The following is a 16915-nucleotide window of genomic DNA, read 5'->3' as shown; positions in this document are numbered from 1 at the left end:
CAGGCGGGTGTCCGGGAGGAAATCCATGTCGTTGACCCGCCGCTCCACGCTCGGCCTGATGGCCGGCGCTGTCTTCGCTCCGTCGATCGTCCGGGCCCAGAGCTTCCCGAGCAAGGTCGTCACGCTGGTCGTGCCCTATCCGGCGGGCGGACCGACCGACGCGATCGCGCGGTTCGTGGCGCAGGATCTCACGGTCGCCTTCGGGCATAACGTCGTGGTCGACAACCGGGCCGGGGCCTCGGGCGCGGTCGGCACGCGCGCCGTCGCCCATGGGCCGGCCGACGGCTACACCATCGTCTTTGGCAACAACCAGACGCATGGCAACAACATGTTCCTGCTGAAGGAGCCGGGCTACGACGCGGTCAAGGATTTCGCGCCGCTCGCCGGCGTCGGCGCCTTCGAGCACGCCTTTGTCGTGCGCAACGGCCTGCCGGCAAAGAACATCCAGGAGCTGATCGCGCTCGCCAAGGCCGATCCGGGCAAGCTCAATTACGGCTCGACCGGCGTCGGCTCCGGCTCGCATCTGGCGATGGAGCTGTTCATGCAGCGCACCGGCATCAAGATGACGCACGTGCCCTTCAGGGGAGCGGCGCCGCTGGTGCAGGAGATCATCGCCGACCGCATCGACATCGCCAATTCGACGCTGCCGAGCGTGCTGGAGCAGATCAATGCCGGCACGCTGCGTGCGCTCGCGCTGGCGAGCCCGGAGCGCAACCCGCGCGCCAAGGACATCCCGACGCTGCGCGAACAGGGCGTCAACAATGCCGACGCCGATTCCTGGGCGGCCTTCTTCGCCCCGGTCAAGACGCCCGATGCGGTGCTCGACACGCTCTCCAAGGCGGTCCTCGCCTCGCTGAACAAGCCGGAAACGCGCGAGGCGATCCTGAAGCTCGGCTTCACGCTCAAGGTGCGCGATCCCGCAGCGTTCAAGCCCTACCACGCCCAGGAAATCGCGACCTGGAAGCAGATCATCGCGGATGCCGGCGTGAAGGCAGAATAAGCGACATCGCCTCAACCCATCCCGACTGGTGCATCGCTTCGGCCGGAATGATCCTGCCGATCGTTTCACTTCGTCGTGAACTCGCCGTAACGGCTTGGTGATCGGCGGCGTGCCCCTCTATCTCCGGTGAGGAGCCGGATGGAACGAGGAGAGCGTGATGCTGCGATTGGGTCTGGTGGGGTTGCTCGGAACGGTGCTGGCGCTCGCCAGCCCGGCGCTGCCGGCCTCGGCCCAGAAGCGCTACCCCTCCAGCGCCGGCGAGCTGACGGTCGAGACCGTCGCCAGCGGGCTCGAAAATCCCTGGGGCCTCGCCTTCCTGCGGGACGGGCGCATGCTGGTCACCGAGCGGCCGGGCCGGCTCCGGCTGGTCGAGACCGACGGCAAGCTGTCGCGGCCGATCAACGGGGTGCCCAGCGTGGTGGCGCGCGGGCAGGGGGGCCTGCTCGGCATCGCGCTCGATCCCGGTTTCGCGCAGAACCGCCTCGTCTATCTCTCGTTCTCCGAGCCGCGCCCAGGCGGCAACGGCACCAGCGTGGCGCGGGGCCGCCTCAACGAGCAGGGCACGGCACTGACCGCCGTTGCGGTGATCTTCCGGCAGATGCCGGCGATCAACTCGAACCTGCATTTCGGCTCACGCCTCGTCTTCGACCGGACGGGCGCGCTCTTCGTCACGGTGGGGGACCGCTACAGCCAGCGCGACCAGGCGCAGAACCCCGCCAATCATCTCGGCAAGGTCATTCGTATCCGGCCGGACGGCGCGACGCCCACCGACAACCCGAAGAAGGACGGTTGGGCGCCGGAGATCTGGTCGATCGGCCATCGGAATGTCCAGGGCGCGGCGCTGCATCCCGATACCGGACAGCTCTGGACCGCCGAGCATGCCGCGCGCGGCGGCGACGAGGTCAACACGCCCAAGGCCGGGCTGAACTATGGCTGGCCGGTCATCACCTATGGCGTCGACTATTCCGGCGCGAAGATCGGCGAAGGTACGGCGAAGCCCGGCATGGAGCAGCCGCTGTTCTACTGGGACCCGTCGATCGCACCTTCGGGCGCCGCTTTCTATACCGGACCGGTCTGGCCGGCCTGGAAGAACTCGCTCTTCGTCGGGGCGCTGGCCGGGCATATGCTGGTCAGGCTCTCGACCGAGGGGGAGAAGGTGACGGGCGAGGAGCGGCTTCTGACCGATATCGGCGAGCGCATCCGCGACGTCGTCCAGGGGCCGGACGGGTTCCTCTACCTGCTCGGCGACGATGCCAACGGGAAGGTGTTGCGGGTACGGCCGGCGCGCTAGCTGCCTGTCAGGGACCGCAATCCCACTCGCGCTCGATGACGAAGACCTTGCGCGTGGCGAGGCTGCCATTGGGATCGTAGAGGTCGCCGACATAATACTCGGTGCCGGCGGCGTCATGGGCGCTGCGCTCGACCTGGAGCGACCAGCCATAACCCACCTGCTTGCCGCCTTGCCAGGCGCGATGGACGGCGCCTGCCGAGGGGCCGGAAAGGATGCGCGCCTTGTCGTCGCTGGGGCTGCAGGTCGGGCCGGCGAGGGCAGCGGTGGGGGCGAGCATGAGGCCGCAGAGAAGCAGTGCCGTCTTTTGCAAGGCAGTCGGTCCTGTCGAAACGAAATTGAAGCGCGGGCTCAGGCCTTGGCGTGAAAGATGAAGAAGGCGCCCGCCGCGATCAGGGCGAAGCCGATCGCATGGCTCCAGGTCAGCGATTCCTTGAGCCAGAACACCGAGAAGCCGGCGAAGACGAGGAGGGTGATCACCTCCTGCATCGTCTTGAGCTCGGCGGCCGAATAGACGGCGGAGCCAATGCGGTTGGCGGGCACGGCCAGCATGTATTCGGGCAAGGCGATCATCCAGCTTGCGAGGATGGCGAGCCAGATCGCGGTGCTCTTGTAGCTGAGATGCCCGTACCAGGCGAAGGTCATGAAGATGTTCGAGCCGAACAGCATCACGATCGGCAGGAGATGGGCCATGGAGAGCGAGGGCATGCCGGGGAGCCTTCTTGGCGGGGCGGGGACAGGTTCAGCTCGGTCCGGCTCAGCCGAAACGCAGCTTCATGGCGATGATGGCAAGGACGAGCAGCAGAGTCAGGGCATTCGCCGCGATGACCGGCCAGGACAGGATCTGGACGCCGTAGCTCAGCCACAAGGCCGTGCCCGCAGCGAACAATCCTTGCGTCCACAGCGAGATCGCGCGGGTGTCGCGGGTGCGGATGGTTCGCCAGAACTGCGGCAACCAGCACAGGCTGGTCAGCGTGGCAGCGGCGAAGCCGAGGAGCTCGATGGCGGCTGGCGACATGGCGGGCGAATCGCGGGAGGGATGCTGGCTCTCCCATAGCCGGATTCGCTTCTTCGTGCCGCCATTCTCGATGGTTAACCTCCCTTAACCACAGCGCCCTAGTTTTGCGTGAATTCTGCGATTCGGTGGAGACCATGCGCGCAATCACACTGGCCTTGCCACTCATCCTTCTCGCTTCCGCCGCCTCGGCACAGGGCAGCTTCCAGTCCTGCCTCGCCGGGCTGAAATCCGCCGCAGCGGCCAAGGGCGTCTCGGGCGCGACCTTCGACCGGGCCATGGCCGGCGTCGAGCCGGACATGAAGGTTATCGAGGCCATGAACAACCAGCCGGAGTTCAAGACTCCGATCTGGGACTATCTCGGCACGCTGGTCGACGAGGAGAAGGTGGCGGAGGGGCGCGCGATGATGCGCCAGCACGCCTCGACCCTTGCGACGGCGGAGCAGCGCTTCGGCGTCGACCGCCACACCATCGCCGCCGTCTGGGGCGTCGAGAGCGATTTCGGCAAGGCGCGGGGCAAGATGCCGCTGGTGCAGGCGCTTTCGACCGGCGCCTGCCTTGCGCCGCGCCGCAACGCCTTCTTCCGGGGCGAGTTGATCGCGACGCTGCAGATCATCCAGCGCGGCGACGTGCGGCCCGAGCGGCTGTTCGGCTCCTGGGCCGGCGCCTTCGGCCACACCCAGTTCATCCCCTCGACCTATCTGCGCCTCGCGGTCGACGGCGATGGCGACGGGCGGCGCGACCTCGTCGATTCGATCCCCGACGCGCTGCATTCCACCGCGAATTTCATGGCCAAGGCCGGCTGGGTCACCGGCGCGACCTGGGGCTACGAGGTCCGTGTTCCCGGTGGCTATTCCGGCCCGACCGGGCGCAACCCGAAGCAGCCGGTTTCGAGCTGGGCTGCGCGGGGCATCGTCAAATACGACGGCTCGGCGCTGACCGGCTCGGGCAATGCGGGGCTCCTGATGCCGGCGGGGCGTAACGGCCCGGCCTTCCTCGTCTTCAAGAACTACGACGCCGCCTATAGCTATAACGGCGCCGACTCGTACGCCCTGGCGATCTCGCTCCTGTCCGACCGTCTGCGCGGGAAGCCCGGCGTGCAGGGCGATTGGCCGACCGACGACCTGCCGCTGTCGCGCGAGCAGCGCCGCGAGCTGCAGCGCCTGCTGACCGCGCGCGGCTACAATGTCGGCGAGCCGGACGGCGCCGTCGGTTCGCTGACACGCGCTGCGATCAAGGAGATCGAGGCGAAGATCGGCATGCCTCAGACCGGGCGGCCGGGCGAGAAGGTGCTGCGCGCGCTCAAGGGCGGACGGGTCTAGGCGCGAGCGATCGATTCTGCACCAAGGCGCCTCCCTCTTGTCATTCCGGGGCTTCGCGAAGCGAAGAACCCGGAATCCACGATAGGGCGCGGCACCTGGAACTGTTCCTTCGAGACGACGGCTGAGCGGCCTCGCCCGGTCGTGGGTTCCGGGTTCAGGCCTGCGGCCTGCCCCGGAATGACAAAGCGCATCGCCTCGCAGAAAACGGGTGGCCTCGCGCCACCTTGTCGTATGAAACGCTCGGTCATCCCGGACAAGCCGCGCGAGCGGCGCCGATCCGGGATCCATGCCTGAACCTCTATCGTCCGCGTTCCGGCATGGATCCCGGGTCTCCCTTCGGTCGCCCGGGATGACCGGTGTTTCATTCGGAGAAACCATGCGCCGCCTGCTTTCCACCGGCTCGCCCTTCGAGCGCAATTTCGGCTATTCGCGCGCCGTGATCGACGGCGATCTCGTCTTCGTCTCCGGCACGACCGGATACGACTACGCGACCATGATCCTGCCCGAAGACCCGGCCGCGCAGGCGCGGAACATCTTCCGCACGATCAGTGCCGTGCTGGAAGAGGCGGGGTCGTCGCTGTCGCAGGCCGTTCGGGCGCAGTATTTCGTCACCGACCGCAGCTATTGCGAGCCGGTGCTGGGCGTCTGCGGCGAGTTCTTCCGCGAGATCAGGCCGGCCGCTGGCATCTATGTCGTCGCCGGGCTGCTCAAGCCGGAGATGAAGGTCGAGATCGAGGTGACGGCGCGCTTGCCGCGCGCCTGACGGCAAGTTGTCGACAAGCTGCCGACACTTGGTATATCCCTTGCTTGGGCGTGCCCCTTGGGCATTTGCCTAACAATGAGGGAGATCTGCCATGTCGATCCGCCGTCGCACGGTCCTCAAAGGCGCTGGAGCGCTTGCCGCAACAGCCTTCATGGGCAACCGGGCCTTTTCTCAGGGGGCGGCGGCGACGCTGCGCTTCAACCCTTCCACGCCTTTGCCCTCGCTGGATCCGATCACGGCCACCAGCTACGTCATCCGCAATCACGGCTACCTGATCTACGACACGCTCTTCGCCACCGATGCGAACTTCCAGATCAAGCCGCAGATGGTCGAGGCGTGGGAGACCGCGCCGGACGGACTGAGCTGGACCTTCCGCCTCCGCGACGGGCTCGCCTTCCATGACGAGACGCCGGTCCGCGCGCAGGATTGCATCGCCTCGATCGCCCGCTGGTCGAAGCGCGATGCCTTCGGCCAGACCTTCGCCACCTTCGTCGACGGTTACGATGTCGTCGACCAGCGCAGCTTCCGCATCCGCCTGAAGAAGCCGTTCCCGATGATGACGGCCGCGCTCGGCAAGCTGTCGTCGAACGTGCCCTTCATCATGCCGGAGCGCATCGCGCAGACCGACCACATGAAGAACATCACGGAGGCGGTCGGCTCCGGCCCGTGGCGCTTCATGGACAAGCAGTGGGTGCCCGGCCAGAACGCGATCTACGAGCGCTTCGCCAAATACAAGCCGCGCGAGGAGGCGCCGTCCTGGGCCGCCGGCGGCAAGGTCGCCCGGATCGACCGCATCGAGTGGCTCGCCCTGACCGAGGCCGCGGCCGCGGCCGGCGCCCTGATGCAAGGAGAGCTCGACTGGTACGAGCAGCCGCCCGTCGACCTGATCCCGATGCTGAAGGGCAACAAGGACGTCGTCATCGAGAACGTGCCGCTCGGGCTGTTCCTGCTGATGCGGTTCAACCAGTTGCAGCCGCCCTTCAACAATCCGGCGATCCGCCGGGCCGTGATGGCCGCGGTCAACCAGACCGACTACATGGAGGCCGTCGTCGGCGACAAGGCGTTCTACAGCGGCGCCAAGACCTTCTTCACGCCGGGCTCGCCGATGTCGTCGGGAGCGGGCGGGGCGGCCGCCATGCCGGGCAATCTCGACAAGGCCAAGGCCATGCTCAAGGAGGCCGGCTACAAGGGCGAGAAGGTCGTCCTGCTCGCGCCGGCAGACCAGCCGATCGCCTATCAGCAGTGCATGGTCACCGAGGACCTGTTCAAGAAGCTCGGCTTCAATACGGAACTCGTCGCGACCGACTGGGCGAGCTTCATCGGCCGGCGTGCCAATCGCGGCCTGCCTGACCAGGGCGGCTGGTCGGTGTTCCACACGCTGTGGTCCTGCGCCGACACGCTCAATCCGGCGCTGCATCCGCTGATGCGGGCCAATGGCGGCTCGGCCTGGTTCGGCTGGCCCGAGGACGCCCGGATCGAAGAGCTCCGGGACGCCTGGATCGCGACGCCGGAAGAGGCCAAGCAGAAGGAACTCGCGGCGAAGATCGAGGAGCGCGGCTTCGAGGTCGTTCCTTACGTTCCCTGCGGCCTCGTCCAGCAGCCGATGGCCTTCCGCCGGAACCTGAGCGGCATGGTGCTCGCGCCGGCGCAGTTCTTCTGGAACATGGAGAAGAAGGCCTGAGCGGCCTCACGGCGCCGGTGCATGGCCTGCCATGCGCCGGCTTCGCAGGCCCGCCGCTTGCGTCGTCGGGGCTGCCACCTTAAGCACCCCGCGAGGCCGGAAAACGGCCGAGCTGACGACATCTAGCGCGCGAGGCGACGACCATGGCGACCCACAAGCTCCTGCTGCTCCCCGGCGACGGCATCGGCCCCGAGGTGATGGCCCAGGTCGAGCAGATCGTCTCCTGGTTCGGCAAGCAGGGTCTCGGTTCCTTCGAGATCGAGAAGGGCCTCGTCGGCGGCGCGGCCTATGACGCGCATAAGCAGGCGATCTCCGAAGGCGACATGAAGCTGGCCGAGGCAGCCGACGCCGTGCTGTTCGGCGCGGTCGGCGGCCCCAAATGGGCGGATGTGCCCTATCAGCACCGTCCGGAAGCGGGCCTGCTGCGCCTGCGCAAGGATCTCGGCCTGTTCGCCAACCTGCGCCCCGCGATCTGCTACCCGGCGCTGGCCTCGGCCTCCTCGCTGAAGCCCGAGGTCGTCGAGGGTCTCGACATCCTGATCGTGCGCGAGCTCACCGGCGGCGTCTATTTCGGCGAGCCGAAGGAGATCGTCACGCTGGAGGACGGCCAGAAGCGCGGCATCGATACCCAGCTCTACACGACCGGCGAGATCGAGCGCATCTGCCGCGTCGCCTTCGAGCTGGCGCGCACCCGCCGCAACAAGGTCTCCTCGGCCGAGAAGCACAATGTCATGAAGACCGGCGTGCTCTGGAAGCAGACGGTCACCGCGCTGCATGCGGCGGAGTACAAGGACGTCGAACTCGAGCACGTGCTGGCCGACAACTGCGCCATGCAGCTCGTGCGCTGGCCGAAGCAGTACGACGTCATCGTCTGCGACAACCTGTTCGGCGATATCCTGTCGGACGTCGCGGCGATGCTGACCGGCTCGCTCGGCATGCTGCCCTCCGCTTCGCTCGGCGCCGAGGACCCGGCGACTGGCAAGCGCAAGGCGCTCTACGAGCCCGTCCACGGCTCGGCGCCGGATATCGCCGGCAAGGGCCTCGCCAATCCGATCGCGATGATAGGCTCGTTTGCCATGGCGCTGCGCTACTCGTTCGGCGCGGGCGAGGCGGCGGACCGTCTCGAAGGCGCGATCGCGGACGTGCTGGGCTCCGGCACCCGCACCAAGGATATCGCGGCCCCCGGCGCCAACGCGGTCTCGACCAGCGAGATGGGCGCGGCGATCATTGGGGCGTTGGAAGCGCGGGGCTGATCGTCAACCGTCATGGCCGGGCTTGACCCGGCCATCTCGGAAACCAGCTCAGTTCGGAAAGAGATGCTCGGGTCAAGCCCGAGCATGACGGTCGAAGAATATCTCTCTCCCTCGTGAATTGCCGTGACCCCGCTTTCGTGGCCTAACAACCGCCAACGAAACGGAGTATGTCCGTCATGCTGATCAAGCGCCTTGCCGGCTGGGAAATGCCGGAAAGCCAGGCCACGCCCGAGAGCGTGTTCCTCAATCGCCGCCAGTTGATGGCCGCGGGTGCCGGGTTGATCGCAGGCGCTGCGCTACCCGGCATCGCGACGGCGCAGGGCGCCGATCCAACGCTCGATCTCTATCCCGCCAAGCGCAACGCGGCCTATGTGCTGGGCGTGCCGCAGACGGCGGAAGAGGACGCGGCGAACTACAACAATTTCTACGAGTTCGGCATGTCGAAGGACATCGTCGATGCCTCGAAGCGTCTCGCCACGCGGCCCTGGACCATCCAGGTCGAGGGTCTCGTCGAGAAGCCTTTCGAGATCGGCTTCGATGACCTCATCCGCAAGCTGCCGATCGAGGAGCGGCTCTATCGCTTCCGCTGCGTCGAGGCCTGGGCGATGGCCGTGCCGTGGACGGGCATCCCGCTCGCCTCCTTCGTCGCGCTGGCGAAGCCGCTCTCGGGCGCGAAATACATCCGCTTCGAGACTTTCATGAACCCGCGCGTCGCGCCGGGGCAGAGCCAGCGCTGGTATCCCTGGCCCTATACGGAAGGGCTGACCATCGCCGAGGCGACGAACGAGCTCCCCTTGCTCGTCACCGGCATCTACGGCAAGCCGCTGCCGACGCAGCACGGCGCGCCGATCCGCCTGATCACGCCGTGGAAATACGGCTTCAAGTCGGTGAAATCGATCCGCAAGATCAGCTTCGTCGCCGAGCGGCCGAAGACCTTCTGGGAGGGCCTGCAGGCCTCGGAATACGGCTTCTGGGCCAATGTGAACCCGGCCGTGCCGCATCCGCGCTGGAGCCAGGCGAGCGAGCAGGTCCTGGGCTCGCGCGATCGGCGCCCGACGCTGATCTATAACGGCTATGGCGAGCAGGTCGCCGGGCTCTACAAGGGGCTGGAGAGCGAGAAGCTCTTCATGTGAGGCAGGGCGAGGCAGGTTTCGGGTGCCGTCTCCTGCCGCTGCCGTGCTAGACCTCATGTCATCCCAAGCCGGAACGACACGGGTCGAGCATGGCCAACCAGCATTTCCATCTGTTCGAGACCACCATCGGCCCCTGCGCCGTGGTCTGGGAAGGCGAGCGCTTCATCGGCGCGCAACTGCCCGAGCGCGACGAGGCCGCAGCCCGCAAGCGCCTGGAGCGGCGATTTCCCGAGGCCGATGAGACGGAGGCCGAAGGCTTCGTCGCTGAGGCGGTGACCGGCATTCGCGCGCTGTTCGACGGCGAGAAGCGCGACCTGTCGCATCTGCCGGTGGCGCTGGAGAGCGTCTCCGCGTTCAATCGCAAGGTCTACGAGGTCGCGCTTGCCATCCCGCATGGCGAGACCCTGACCTATGGCGAGGTTGCCCAGCGCATCGGCGATCCCGGCGCGGCGCGGGCGGTCGGCGTCGCGCTCGGCCAGAACCCCTGGCCGATCATCGTGCCCTGCCATCGCGTGCTGGCGGCCGGCGGCAAGACCGGCGGCTTCTCGGCCGAGGGCGGCGTCGAGATCAAGCTTCGCATCCTGACTATCGAGAAGGCGCGTACCAGCGCCGAGCCCAGCCTGTTCGACGCCCTGCCGCTGGCGGCGCGGCCCGGGCGGCACTGAGCGGTTGCTAACCCGCCGCGTAGCTTGAAATCGCGCAATGTCGCTCTTGCAGCGCGGCGGCTTGCGCGGCGTGAGGCACGGCCTCTACTGTGCCGGCCTTTCCACCCTCACTGGGGAATACCATGGCCAAACTGAAGCTCGCCGTCATCGTGGGCAGCAACCGCCGCGAATCGATCAACCGCAAGTTGGCCCAGGCGCTGGTGAAGCTGGGCGAGGGCGCCTTCGACGCCAGTTTCGTCCAGATCGACGACCTGCCGATGTTCAACCAGGATCTGGAGCCGAACCGGCCCGAGTCGACGCTGCGCCTGAAGCGCGAGATCGAGGCGGCCGACGCGATCCTGATCGTCACGCCCGAGCATAACCGCTCGATCCCGGCCGTGCTCAAGAACGCGATCGACTGGGCTTCGCGCCCCTACGGCAAGAATTCCTGGGCCGGCAAGACCGTCGCCGTCACCGGCACCAGCGGCGGCGCCGTCGGCACGGCCGTCTCGCAGAACGAATTGCGCATGATCCTGACCAATCTCGCCGGCGTCGTCGTCGGCGGCCAGGTCTTCGTCACCTTCAAGGACGATCTGGTCGATGCCCAGAACAACGTCACCAACGAGGCGACGCGCGGCTTCCTGCAGGGCTTCGTCGACAATTTCGCGAAGATCGCCGGCAAGCTCGCCGCCTGATCGAAGCGGCCTCTGCGCTTGCATCAAGGCGTCGCCTCCGGGCGGCGCCTTTTTTCGTTTCGCATGCCGGCAGCGGGAGCGGTCAGGCAAAAAAAGAGCCGGCGTCCCCGAGGGGAGCCGGCTTTGAAAGTTTGAAACATCTGGCGAAACGCCAAACATCTCAGAGGGGAACGGCTGAAACGAACTCAACGCCGGGAGGAGATTGCGGAGCCCGTCTCGAACAACCGTGAGTTCAATATCGGGCATGATCTGCCGTTTTGCAATGCAACATATCTTGGGTCCGCCATGCATCAATTGCATGAACCAAGGGCATATGACGTGAATTTGAGCCTAAATGATTGAGAAATATGCATTCATTGCAGGGTGAGGGCTGCGCGGAGAGGTTGCAGGGTCTGCGGAAACCGGAATTTTGTCCGCTGCTGAACAGTTTTCAGGCGAACGATCCGATTTTGGCGCATGCGAGATGCCGGGTTGGTCACAAAACCGCCAGAATCAAAAGGGCGCCGTGAGGCGCCCGATTCTTCATGCCGTGCCTGGTGCCCTCAGTAGGTCCAGCGCTGGGCCTTCTGGATGAGGAAGTCGCGGAAGACCTGGACGCGGGCGACCGATTTCATTTCCTCGGGATAGACCAGATAGCTTTCGAGCTGCGGCATCTCGGTCTCGCGCATCAGCTGCACGAGCGGGGAGCCGGTCTCGATCAGGTAATCCGGCAGCACGGCGATGCCGGCGCCCGAATCCACCGCCCGCTTCATCGCGGTGATGTTGTTGACCGTCAGATGGATCGGCCGCGGGTTGCGTTGGTCGCGCCCCATCGTGCCGAGCCAGTGCACCGCCGTCAGATAGGACGGCGAGGTGCCGCCGAAGGACAGGATGCGGTGGTTGTCGAGATCGTCGTAGCTCTTGGGCTCGCCGAAGCGCTTCACATAGGCCGGCGAGGCGTAGACGTGGAAGTGCACGGTGAAGAGCTTGCGCTGGATCAGGTCCGGCTGCTGCGGCTGGCGCAGGCGGATGGCGATATCGGCCTCGCGCATCGACAGATCGAGTTCCTCGTCGGTGAGGATGAGCTCGACCCGGATGTCGGGGTAGAGATCCATGAACTCGGAGAGGCGCGGCGTCAGCCAGTGGCCGCCCAAGCCGCGGGTCGCCGTGACCTTGAGCTCGCCCGATGGATGCTCGCGCGTCTCGGAGAGCTGCGAGCGGGTGCGCTCCAGCCGCTGCGTCATCTCGCGGGCGGCGCGCCACAGCAATTCGCCTTGCTCGGTCAGGATCAGGCCGCGCGTATGGCGGTGGAACAGCGGCGCGCGCAGCTCCCGCTCAAGCGCGCCGATCTGGCGGCTGACGGCCGATTGACTCAAGCCGAGAACATCGCCAGCTTTCGTAAAGCTGCCTGACTCCGCGACCGTATAAAAGATTCTAATGCGGTCCCAATCCACCGCGCATCTCCCCGTTATGCGTTTTTTGCATGATGGGGGATAAAGGCGTTGTGCGTCAACGCCTGTGTGGCAGGGAGTCCCTGTTATTCGTCGTGAATCTGGTGACGCAACCCATCAGAGTCAGTGATGGGTTGCGTCGAAGCCTTCATTCCGCTGCTTCGCGGCGGTCCAGCGCGTTGGCGGCGAGCCAGCGCTCGGCATCGAGGGCGGCCATGCAGCCCAGGCCGGCGGCCGTCACGGCCTGGCGATAATGCTCGTCGGTGACGTCGCCGGCGGCGAAGACGCCCGCGACATTGGTCCGGGTCGTGCCGGCTTCGACATCGAGATAGCCGGATTCGTTCATGGCGAGCTGGCCGACGAAGAGTTCCGTCGCCGGCTTGTGGCCGATGGCGATGAAGACGCCGTCGGTCTTCAACTCGCTCTCGACGCCGGTCTTGAGGTTCTTCAGGCTGAGATGCGTGACGCTGGGGGGCGTGGTGCCGCCGCAGATCTTGGCGATCTCGCTGTCCCAGATCACCTCGATCTTCGGGTGCTTGAACAGGCGCTCCTGCATCACGCGTTCGGCCCGCAGGCTGTCGCGACGATGGATCAGGGTGACCTTGCTGGCGAGATTGGCGAGATAGAGCGCTTCTTCCACCGCCGTGTTGCCGCCGCCGACGACCGCGACCTCCTTGTTGCGGAAGAAGAAGCCGTCGCAGGTGGCGCAGGCCGAGACGCCGAAGCCCTGGAAAGCCTGCTCGGACGGCAGGCCCAGCCACTTGGCCTGGGCGCCGGTCGCGATGATCAGCGCATCGCAGGAATAGGTCTCGCCGCCATCGCCCCAGAGCCGGAACGGGCGCTGCGAGAGGTCGACGCGGGCGATATGGTCGGAGACCATCTTCGTGCCCATGTGCTCGGCCTGGGCGCGCATCTGCTCCATCAACCAGGGGCCCTGGATGACGTCGGCGAAGCCGGGATAGTTCTCGACATCGGTGGTGATCATCAACTGGCCGCCGGCCTGCATGCCGGAGATCAACACCGGTTCCATCATGGCGCGGGCGGCGTAGATCGCGGCGGTGTAGCCGGCCGGGCCGGAGCCGACGATCATGACGCGGGCATGGGTGTGGGCCATCGTCTCAGTTCCTCTCCTGCGGGCTTGGAGCCGCAGCCTCGATCCGTCAGATACGCCGGCGCGGCGCCGAAACAAGGGTCGCCGGGTTCAGGAGCGCGTGAACCCAAGGGCAGCCCGGTGGCGCAGCCAGCCTTGCCGTATCGCATCGGCTATGATCGGCGTTGAGTCTATCGGTTCGTAAGGCTGGCCTTCAAGGCGTCCACAGAAGCGATGCACAACGCCTTCGCGTTCCAGCGCCGCGACCAGCGCCGCGATCTTGGGATGGCCGCCCGTGGGCTCGAAGACCAGTGCGGGAACGCCCGCCGCCGCAGCCTCGCCGATCATGTTGGTGGAGTCGGCGGTGACCACCACCGCATCCGCGTTCGCGAGGAGTGCGAGGAAGGGATTTTCGCCTGTGCCGTCCCACCACCAGCCACCATGCCGGCCGAAGACGGCGGCGACGGCGGCAGCAAGCGCGGGCGAGGTCCGCCGCGACGGCGAGCCCATCAGGCTCGCGCCTGATTGTGCGAGTTCATCGAGTTGTCGGGCAAGGCGCTCGATATCGGCCTGTGTGAAGCGGTGATGCCGGCTGTCGCCGCCGACGAGCACCGCAACACGGGGGCTGCGCAAATTTGCAATGGCCGCAGGCGGTGCGGCACGGGCGGTGGCGAGCTTTTCCGGCGTCAGGCGATGCGGCGAGGTCGTGCTGACCAGGACATTGTCGCCACGCAGCCTGTCATGGCCGGAGACCCAGATCAGGTCGGCGCTGCCGGGGCCGGTGCGCGGGTCCTTGAGGAAAACGGTAAAGGTCGCGCCGTTAGAGGCCTGCTTCAGCGCCCGCAGATAGGCGACGGCGCGCCGGCCCGAGGCGATGGCGATGTCGGGGAAAGGGGGCCTCAGCGGGCTGTCCGGCCTGTCCGGTCCCTCGCGCGGGTCGATCGGTCCGCGCGGCATCAGCCAGGCCCAGGGTCGGCGGGGCTTCACCCGGCGGATTTCGGGGATGACGCCCAGTCGCTCGGCGACGCCGAGGCATTGCAATTCGTCGCCGGCCTTGCCGTCGGTCAGGACCCAGACGGTCGGCTCCGGATTGTCGTGCATGGCTATCTGGGCTCGTGGCATGCGCCTTGTATCGCTTGGCCGCGCCGTCTACACCAGCGCGACCTTCACGCGAGGACACTCGTTGCGCGCCAAACTCGACGATATCGACCTGCGCATCCTGCGCGAACTCCAGGCCGATGGGCGCATGACCAATGTCGAACTCGCCAGCCGAGTCGGCATCTCGCCGCCGCCCTGCCTGCGGCGCGTCCGCGCGCTGGAGGAGGCCGGCCTGATCCGCGGCTACCATGCCGATCTCGACGAGCGTAAGCTTGGCTTCGAAGTGGTCTGCTTCGCCTTCGTGCATCTGGCGAGCCAGGCCGAGGCCGATCTCGTCGCCTTCCAGGAGCGCATGAGGGGCTGGCCGACCGTGCGCGAATGCTGGACGCTCTCGGGCGATATCGACTTCGCCCTGAAATGCGTCGCGCCGGATCTGAAGGCCTTTCAGGACTTCGTCGCGGAGCTCACCGCCATGCCGAATGTCCGCAACGTCAGGACCGCGCTCGCCCTCGACCGGGTCAAGGACGAGCCGATCGTTCCCTTCGGCTGAACCGGGCGCTCAGCCCGCGATATAGCGCCTGATCCACCAGGCATTGTTGCGGGCCAGCGCCTTCAGGCGAAACTGGTCGGCTTCCGGCAGGCGCAGGAGACCGGCGCCGCTCGCGGATTCGGTGGAGCGGATCGGATAACTGGCAAGCTGCCGGCCGCTGCGGTCATAGAGCGTGGCCGTGCTTTCGAGATAATCCTCGTTGGCCCCGGCCCAGCCGGTCCCCCGCGTGCTGCTGGAGAGCCAGACGCGTCCGATGGTGACGACGAGCCTCGTCCCGGCGCCGCGCTGCAGCGATGGCCCGAGAATCTCGACCAGGGTCCGCTCCAGTTCGGTCTTCACCAGCGGCAGATTGTCCCCCCAGGCCTCCACGACCGAGGGCAAGGCCTCGACCCGGACCGTGCCGACGGCCGGTCCTTGCGCGAAAGCGGGGAATGCCGCCGGCGCCAGGGCCAGAGCGGTGGCGCCGAGCGCGAATGCCTGTCGACGGGTGATCATGGGCGGATCTCCGAAAGCCTTGTCTCTTCAATGTAGGTGCAGACCGGGGATAGTCCATGGCTGGCGTTCATGCGCGATCATCTGCGGGCGATGGTTGCCAAGCGGTGTCGAAATCCGGCCTATCGGGCAGGGGAGTCTCGCGATCGTCGGGCGCGACCAGAGGGGGATTGTTGTGGATCGCTGGCTGACCGAGTTCGTGAAGCTCTGGGTCGTGATCGACCCGATCGGGACCTTGCCGGTCTTCCTGGCGGTGACGGCGGGCCTGAGCGCCGCCGCGGCACGGCGCATCGCGCTTCACGGTTCGCTCGTCGCCTTCCTCGTGCTGCTGTTCTTCGTTCTGCTCGGGCAGGTGCTGCTGACGGCGATGGATATCGAGCTGAGCTCGTTCCAGATCGCCGGGAACATCGTGCTGTTCCTGTTCGCGTTGACGATGATCTTCGGCGAATCGAAGCTGGAGGAGGACCAGAAGCTCCTGCGCTCCTCCGACCTGGAAAAGGCGGTCTATCCGCTGGCGATCCCGAGCATCGCCAGCCCGGGCGCGATGCTGACGGTGATGACGGTCACCGACAATTCGAAGTTCAGCCTCGCCGAGCAGGCCGAGACCATCGTTCAGATCGCGATCATCTTCGCGGTCATGCTCGTGCTGCTGTTCAGCGCCTCGCGGATCATCGCGGTGATCGGCAATGCGGGAGCAAGCATCATCAGCCGCGTGATGGGGCTGATCCTGGCGAGCGTCGCCGTGGACGGCATCATCAAGGCGATGCGGGTCGTGCTGGCGGGGTAGGTGGGCGAGGACCCGCCGTCATGGTCGGGCTTGTCCCGACCATCCACGTCTTTGCTGGTCGAAGGCTGTGTTCAAGCCGCGGATGCTCGCCACAGGGGCGAGCATGACGGGTGTACGAAAGGTCGTCTCAGCGGAAGACGACGCTGACGACCTCGTAGGACTTGCCGCCGCCGGGCGTGTTCACCTGCACGGAATCACCGACCTTCTTGCCGATCAGCGCGCGCGCGATCGGCGAGCCGATCGAGACCTTGCCGGACTTCACGTCCGATTCCGGCTCGCCGACGATCTGGTAGCTCTTCTCTTCCTCGGTATCGTCGTCGATCAGCTTGACGGTGGCGCCGAACTTGATCGTGTCGCCGCCGAGCTTGGAGACGTCGATGATGTCGGCGCGGCCGATCAGCGATTCGAGCTCCATGATCCGGCCCTCGTTGAGCGACTGGGCTTCCTTCGCCGCGTGATACTCGGCGTTCTCGGAGAGGTCACCGAGTGCGCGCGCTTCGGAAATCGCGGTGATGATGCGCTGACGCTCGACCTGCTGGCGGTGCTTCAGCTCCACCTCCAGGGCGGCGAATCCGCCCGCGGTCATCGGAACCTTTTCCATTCTCTTCGTCCCATAAGCTCCGAAAGCGCGGCTCGCCGGCGGCAAATCGACCGCCGGCTCCCGCGCTTCCGCT

The 16915-nt window shown here is 66.5% G+C and carries 19 protein-coding genes; 11 read left to right on the top strand and 8 right to left on the bottom strand.

Features of this window, described 5'->3' with window-relative positions:
- The first annotated feature begins 25 nt into the window (after window positions 1-25).
- The gene (locus ACFJGT_RS16400; protein ID WP_377839516.1) at window positions 26-1000 is read left to right on the top strand and encodes a Bug family tripartite tricarboxylate transporter substrate binding protein; all 975 of its coding nucleotides are present in this window, start codon (window positions 26-28) and stop codon (window positions 998-1000) included.
- 157 nt (window positions 1001-1157) lie between these two features.
- Complete coding sequence (locus ACFJGT_RS16395; RefSeq protein WP_377839514.1) at window positions 1158-2291, top strand: PQQ-dependent sugar dehydrogenase; 1134 nt, start codon at window positions 1158-1160, stop codon at window positions 2289-2291.
- A gap of 7 nt (window positions 2292-2298) precedes the next feature.
- Here the strand turns inward: ACFJGT_RS16395 and ACFJGT_RS16390 are convergent, their stop codons facing one another.
- The 3 genes from ACFJGT_RS16390 to ACFJGT_RS16380 are packed head-to-tail and all read right to left on the bottom strand — an operon-like array spanning window position 2299 to window position 3306.
- A complete protein-coding gene (locus ACFJGT_RS16390) occupies window positions 2299-2601 on the bottom strand; it encodes a hypothetical protein (protein WP_377839511.1) in 303 nt (100 codons plus the stop codon).
- Between the two features lie 38 nt (window positions 2602-2639).
- The gene (locus ACFJGT_RS16385) at window positions 2640-2996 is read right to left on the bottom strand and encodes a DMT family protein (RefSeq protein ID WP_377839508.1); all 357 of its coding nucleotides are present in this window, start codon (window positions 2994-2996) and stop codon (window positions 2640-2642) included.
- A 49-nt stretch (window positions 2997-3045) separates the two neighbouring features.
- Window positions 3046-3306: a SemiSWEET family sugar transporter gene (locus ACFJGT_RS16380; protein ID WP_377839505.1), complete on the bottom strand. Its 261-nt coding sequence runs from the start codon at window positions 3304-3306 to the stop codon at window positions 3046-3048.
- Between the two features lie 134 nt (window positions 3307-3440).
- On the opposite strand from ACFJGT_RS16380, the gene ACFJGT_RS16375 reads away from it, so the two are divergent.
- The 7 genes from ACFJGT_RS16375 (at window position 3441) to ACFJGT_RS16345 (ending at window position 10794) form a co-directional block, all read left to right on the top strand.
- Window positions 3441-4625 (top strand): lytic murein transglycosylase, encoded by a 1185-nt coding sequence (locus tag ACFJGT_RS16375; RefSeq protein WP_377839502.1) that lies wholly within the window; start codon window positions 3441-3443, stop codon window positions 4623-4625.
- A 376-nt stretch (window positions 4626-5001) separates the two neighbouring features.
- The gene (locus tag ACFJGT_RS16370; RefSeq protein ID WP_377839499.1) at window positions 5002-5388 is read left to right on the top strand and encodes a RidA family protein; all 387 of its coding nucleotides are present in this window, start codon (window positions 5002-5004) and stop codon (window positions 5386-5388) included.
- Between the two features lie 91 nt (window positions 5389-5479).
- Complete coding sequence (locus tag ACFJGT_RS16365) at window positions 5480-7069, top strand: ABC transporter substrate-binding protein (RefSeq protein WP_377839497.1); 1590 nt, start codon at window positions 5480-5482, stop codon at window positions 7067-7069.
- Window positions 7070-7212: 143 nt separating this feature from the next.
- On the top strand, window positions 7213-8322 hold the full coding sequence (gene leuB, locus ACFJGT_RS16360; protein WP_377839494.1) for a 3-isopropylmalate dehydrogenase: 1110 nt from the start codon (window positions 7213-7215) through the stop codon (window positions 8320-8322).
- A gap of 176 nt (window positions 8323-8498) precedes the next feature.
- The gene (gene msrP / locus ACFJGT_RS16355) at window positions 8499-9455 is read left to right on the top strand and encodes a protein-methionine-sulfoxide reductase catalytic subunit MsrP (protein WP_377839487.1); all 957 of its coding nucleotides are present in this window, start codon (window positions 8499-8501) and stop codon (window positions 9453-9455) included.
- A gap of 89 nt (window positions 9456-9544) precedes the next feature.
- A complete protein-coding gene (locus ACFJGT_RS16350) occupies window positions 9545-10120 on the top strand; it encodes a methylated-DNA--[protein]-cysteine S-methyltransferase (protein ID WP_199085664.1) in 576 nt (191 codons plus the stop codon).
- A gap of 122 nt (window positions 10121-10242) precedes the next feature.
- Window positions 10243-10794: an NADPH-dependent FMN reductase gene (locus ACFJGT_RS16345; RefSeq protein ID WP_377839476.1), complete on the top strand. Its 552-nt coding sequence runs from the start codon at window positions 10243-10245 to the stop codon at window positions 10792-10794.
- A gap of 542 nt (window positions 10795-11336) precedes the next feature.
- On the opposite strand, the gene ACFJGT_RS16340 is transcribed toward ACFJGT_RS16345, so the two are convergent.
- From ACFJGT_RS16340 to ACFJGT_RS16330, 3 genes are all read right to left on the bottom strand, one after another.
- The gene (locus ACFJGT_RS16340) at window positions 11337-12227 is read right to left on the bottom strand and encodes a LysR family transcriptional regulator (protein ID WP_079591033.1); all 891 of its coding nucleotides are present in this window, start codon (window positions 12225-12227) and stop codon (window positions 11337-11339) included.
- A 145-nt stretch (window positions 12228-12372) separates the two neighbouring features.
- Complete coding sequence (trxB, locus tag ACFJGT_RS16335) at window positions 12373-13338, bottom strand: thioredoxin-disulfide reductase (protein WP_377839460.1); 966 nt, start codon at window positions 13336-13338, stop codon at window positions 12373-12375.
- A gap of 87 nt (window positions 13339-13425) precedes the next feature.
- Window positions 13426-14415, bottom strand: coding sequence for a mitochondrial fission ELM1 family protein (locus ACFJGT_RS16330; RefSeq protein WP_377839454.1), 990 nt, complete (start codon window positions 14413-14415; stop codon window positions 13426-13428).
- Between the two features lie 82 nt (window positions 14416-14497).
- Here ACFJGT_RS16330 and ACFJGT_RS16325 point away from each other — a divergent pair, with 82 nt between their 5' ends.
- Window positions 14498-14962 carry an Lrp/AsnC family transcriptional regulator gene (locus ACFJGT_RS16325; protein WP_199085706.1) on the top strand — a complete coding sequence of 155 codons (465 nt, stop codon included), beginning with the start codon at window positions 14498-14500 and terminating at the stop codon, window positions 14960-14962.
- Window positions 14963-14971: 9 nt separating this feature from the next.
- On the opposite strand, the gene ACFJGT_RS16320 is transcribed toward ACFJGT_RS16325, so the two are convergent.
- Window positions 14972-15457 carry a hypothetical protein gene (locus tag ACFJGT_RS16320; RefSeq protein ID WP_377839451.1) on the bottom strand — a complete coding sequence of 162 codons (486 nt, stop codon included), beginning with the start codon at window positions 15455-15457 and terminating at the stop codon, window positions 14972-14974.
- Between the two features lie 172 nt (window positions 15458-15629).
- Here ACFJGT_RS16320 and ACFJGT_RS16315 point away from each other — a divergent pair, with 172 nt between their 5' ends.
- The gene (locus tag ACFJGT_RS16315) at window positions 15630-16241 is read left to right on the top strand and encodes a MarC family protein (RefSeq protein ID WP_377839447.1); all 612 of its coding nucleotides are present in this window, start codon (window positions 15630-15632) and stop codon (window positions 16239-16241) included.
- Window positions 16242-16368: 127 nt separating this feature from the next.
- Here the strand turns inward: ACFJGT_RS16315 and greA are convergent, their stop codons facing one another.
- Window positions 16369-16842 carry a transcription elongation factor GreA gene (gene greA / locus ACFJGT_RS16310; RefSeq protein ID WP_377839444.1) on the bottom strand — a complete coding sequence of 158 codons (474 nt, stop codon included), beginning with the start codon at window positions 16840-16842 and terminating at the stop codon, window positions 16369-16371.
- Window positions 16843-16915 lie beyond the last annotated feature (73 nt).

This window comes from Allobosea sp. UC22_33, assembly GCF_042700715.1.
In the GTDB taxonomy this organism is placed as follows: Bacteria; Pseudomonadota; Alphaproteobacteria; order Rhizobiales; family Beijerinckiaceae; genus Allobosea.
Note: the sequence above shows the minus strand (reverse complement) of the source record. Positions and strands in the feature narration are given on the sequence as shown.

What these genes read in the sequence shown, in the direction of transcription:
- ACFJGT_RS16400 (WP_377839516.1), top strand. Translation starts at nt 26, where the DNA reads ATGTCGTTGACCCGCCGCTCCACGCTCGGCCTGATGGCCGGCGCTGTC.
- ACFJGT_RS16395 (WP_377839514.1), top strand. Translation starts at nt 1,158, where the DNA reads ATGCTGCGATTGGGTCTGGTGGGGTTGCTCGGAACGGTGCTGGCGCTC.
- ACFJGT_RS16385 (WP_377839508.1), bottom strand. Translation starts at nt 2,996, where the DNA reads ATGCCCTCGCTCTCCATGGCCCATCTCCTGCCGATCGTGATGCTGTTC.
- ACFJGT_RS16380 (WP_377839505.1), bottom strand. Translation starts at nt 3,306, where the DNA reads ATGTCGCCAGCCGCCATCGAGCTCCTCGGCTTCGCCGCTGCCACGCTG.
- ACFJGT_RS16375 (WP_377839502.1), top strand. Translation starts at nt 3,441, where the DNA reads ATGCGCGCAATCACACTGGCCTTGCCACTCATCCTTCTCGCTTCCGCC.
- ACFJGT_RS16370 (WP_377839499.1), top strand. Translation starts at nt 5,002, where the DNA reads ATGCGCCGCCTGCTTTCCACCGGCTCGCCCTTCGAGCGCAATTTCGGC.
- ACFJGT_RS16365 (WP_377839497.1), top strand. Translation starts at nt 5,480, where the DNA reads ATGTCGATCCGCCGTCGCACGGTCCTCAAAGGCGCTGGAGCGCTTGCC.
- leuB (WP_377839494.1), top strand. Translation starts at nt 7,213, where the DNA reads ATGGCGACCCACAAGCTCCTGCTGCTCCCCGGCGACGGCATCGGCCCC.
- msrP (WP_377839487.1), top strand. Translation starts at nt 8,499, where the DNA reads ATGCTGATCAAGCGCCTTGCCGGCTGGGAAATGCCGGAAAGCCAGGCC.
- ACFJGT_RS16350 (WP_199085664.1), top strand. Translation starts at nt 9,545, where the DNA reads ATGGCCAACCAGCATTTCCATCTGTTCGAGACCACCATCGGCCCCTGC.
- ACFJGT_RS16345 (WP_377839476.1), top strand. Translation starts at nt 10,243, where the DNA reads ATGGCCAAACTGAAGCTCGCCGTCATCGTGGGCAGCAACCGCCGCGAA.
- trxB (WP_377839460.1), bottom strand. Translation starts at nt 13,338, where the DNA reads ATGGCCCACACCCATGCCCGCGTCATGATCGTCGGCTCCGGCCCGGCC.
- ACFJGT_RS16330 (WP_377839454.1), bottom strand. Translation starts at nt 14,415, where the DNA reads ATGCACGACAATCCGGAGCCGACCGTCTGGGTCCTGACCGACGGCAAG.
- ACFJGT_RS16320 (WP_377839451.1), bottom strand. Translation starts at nt 15,457, where the DNA reads ATGATCACCCGTCGACAGGCATTCGCGCTCGGCGCCACCGCTCTGGCC.
- greA (WP_377839444.1), bottom strand. Translation starts at nt 16,842, where the DNA reads ATGGAAAAGGTTCCGATGACCGCGGGCGGATTCGCCGCCCTGGAGGTG.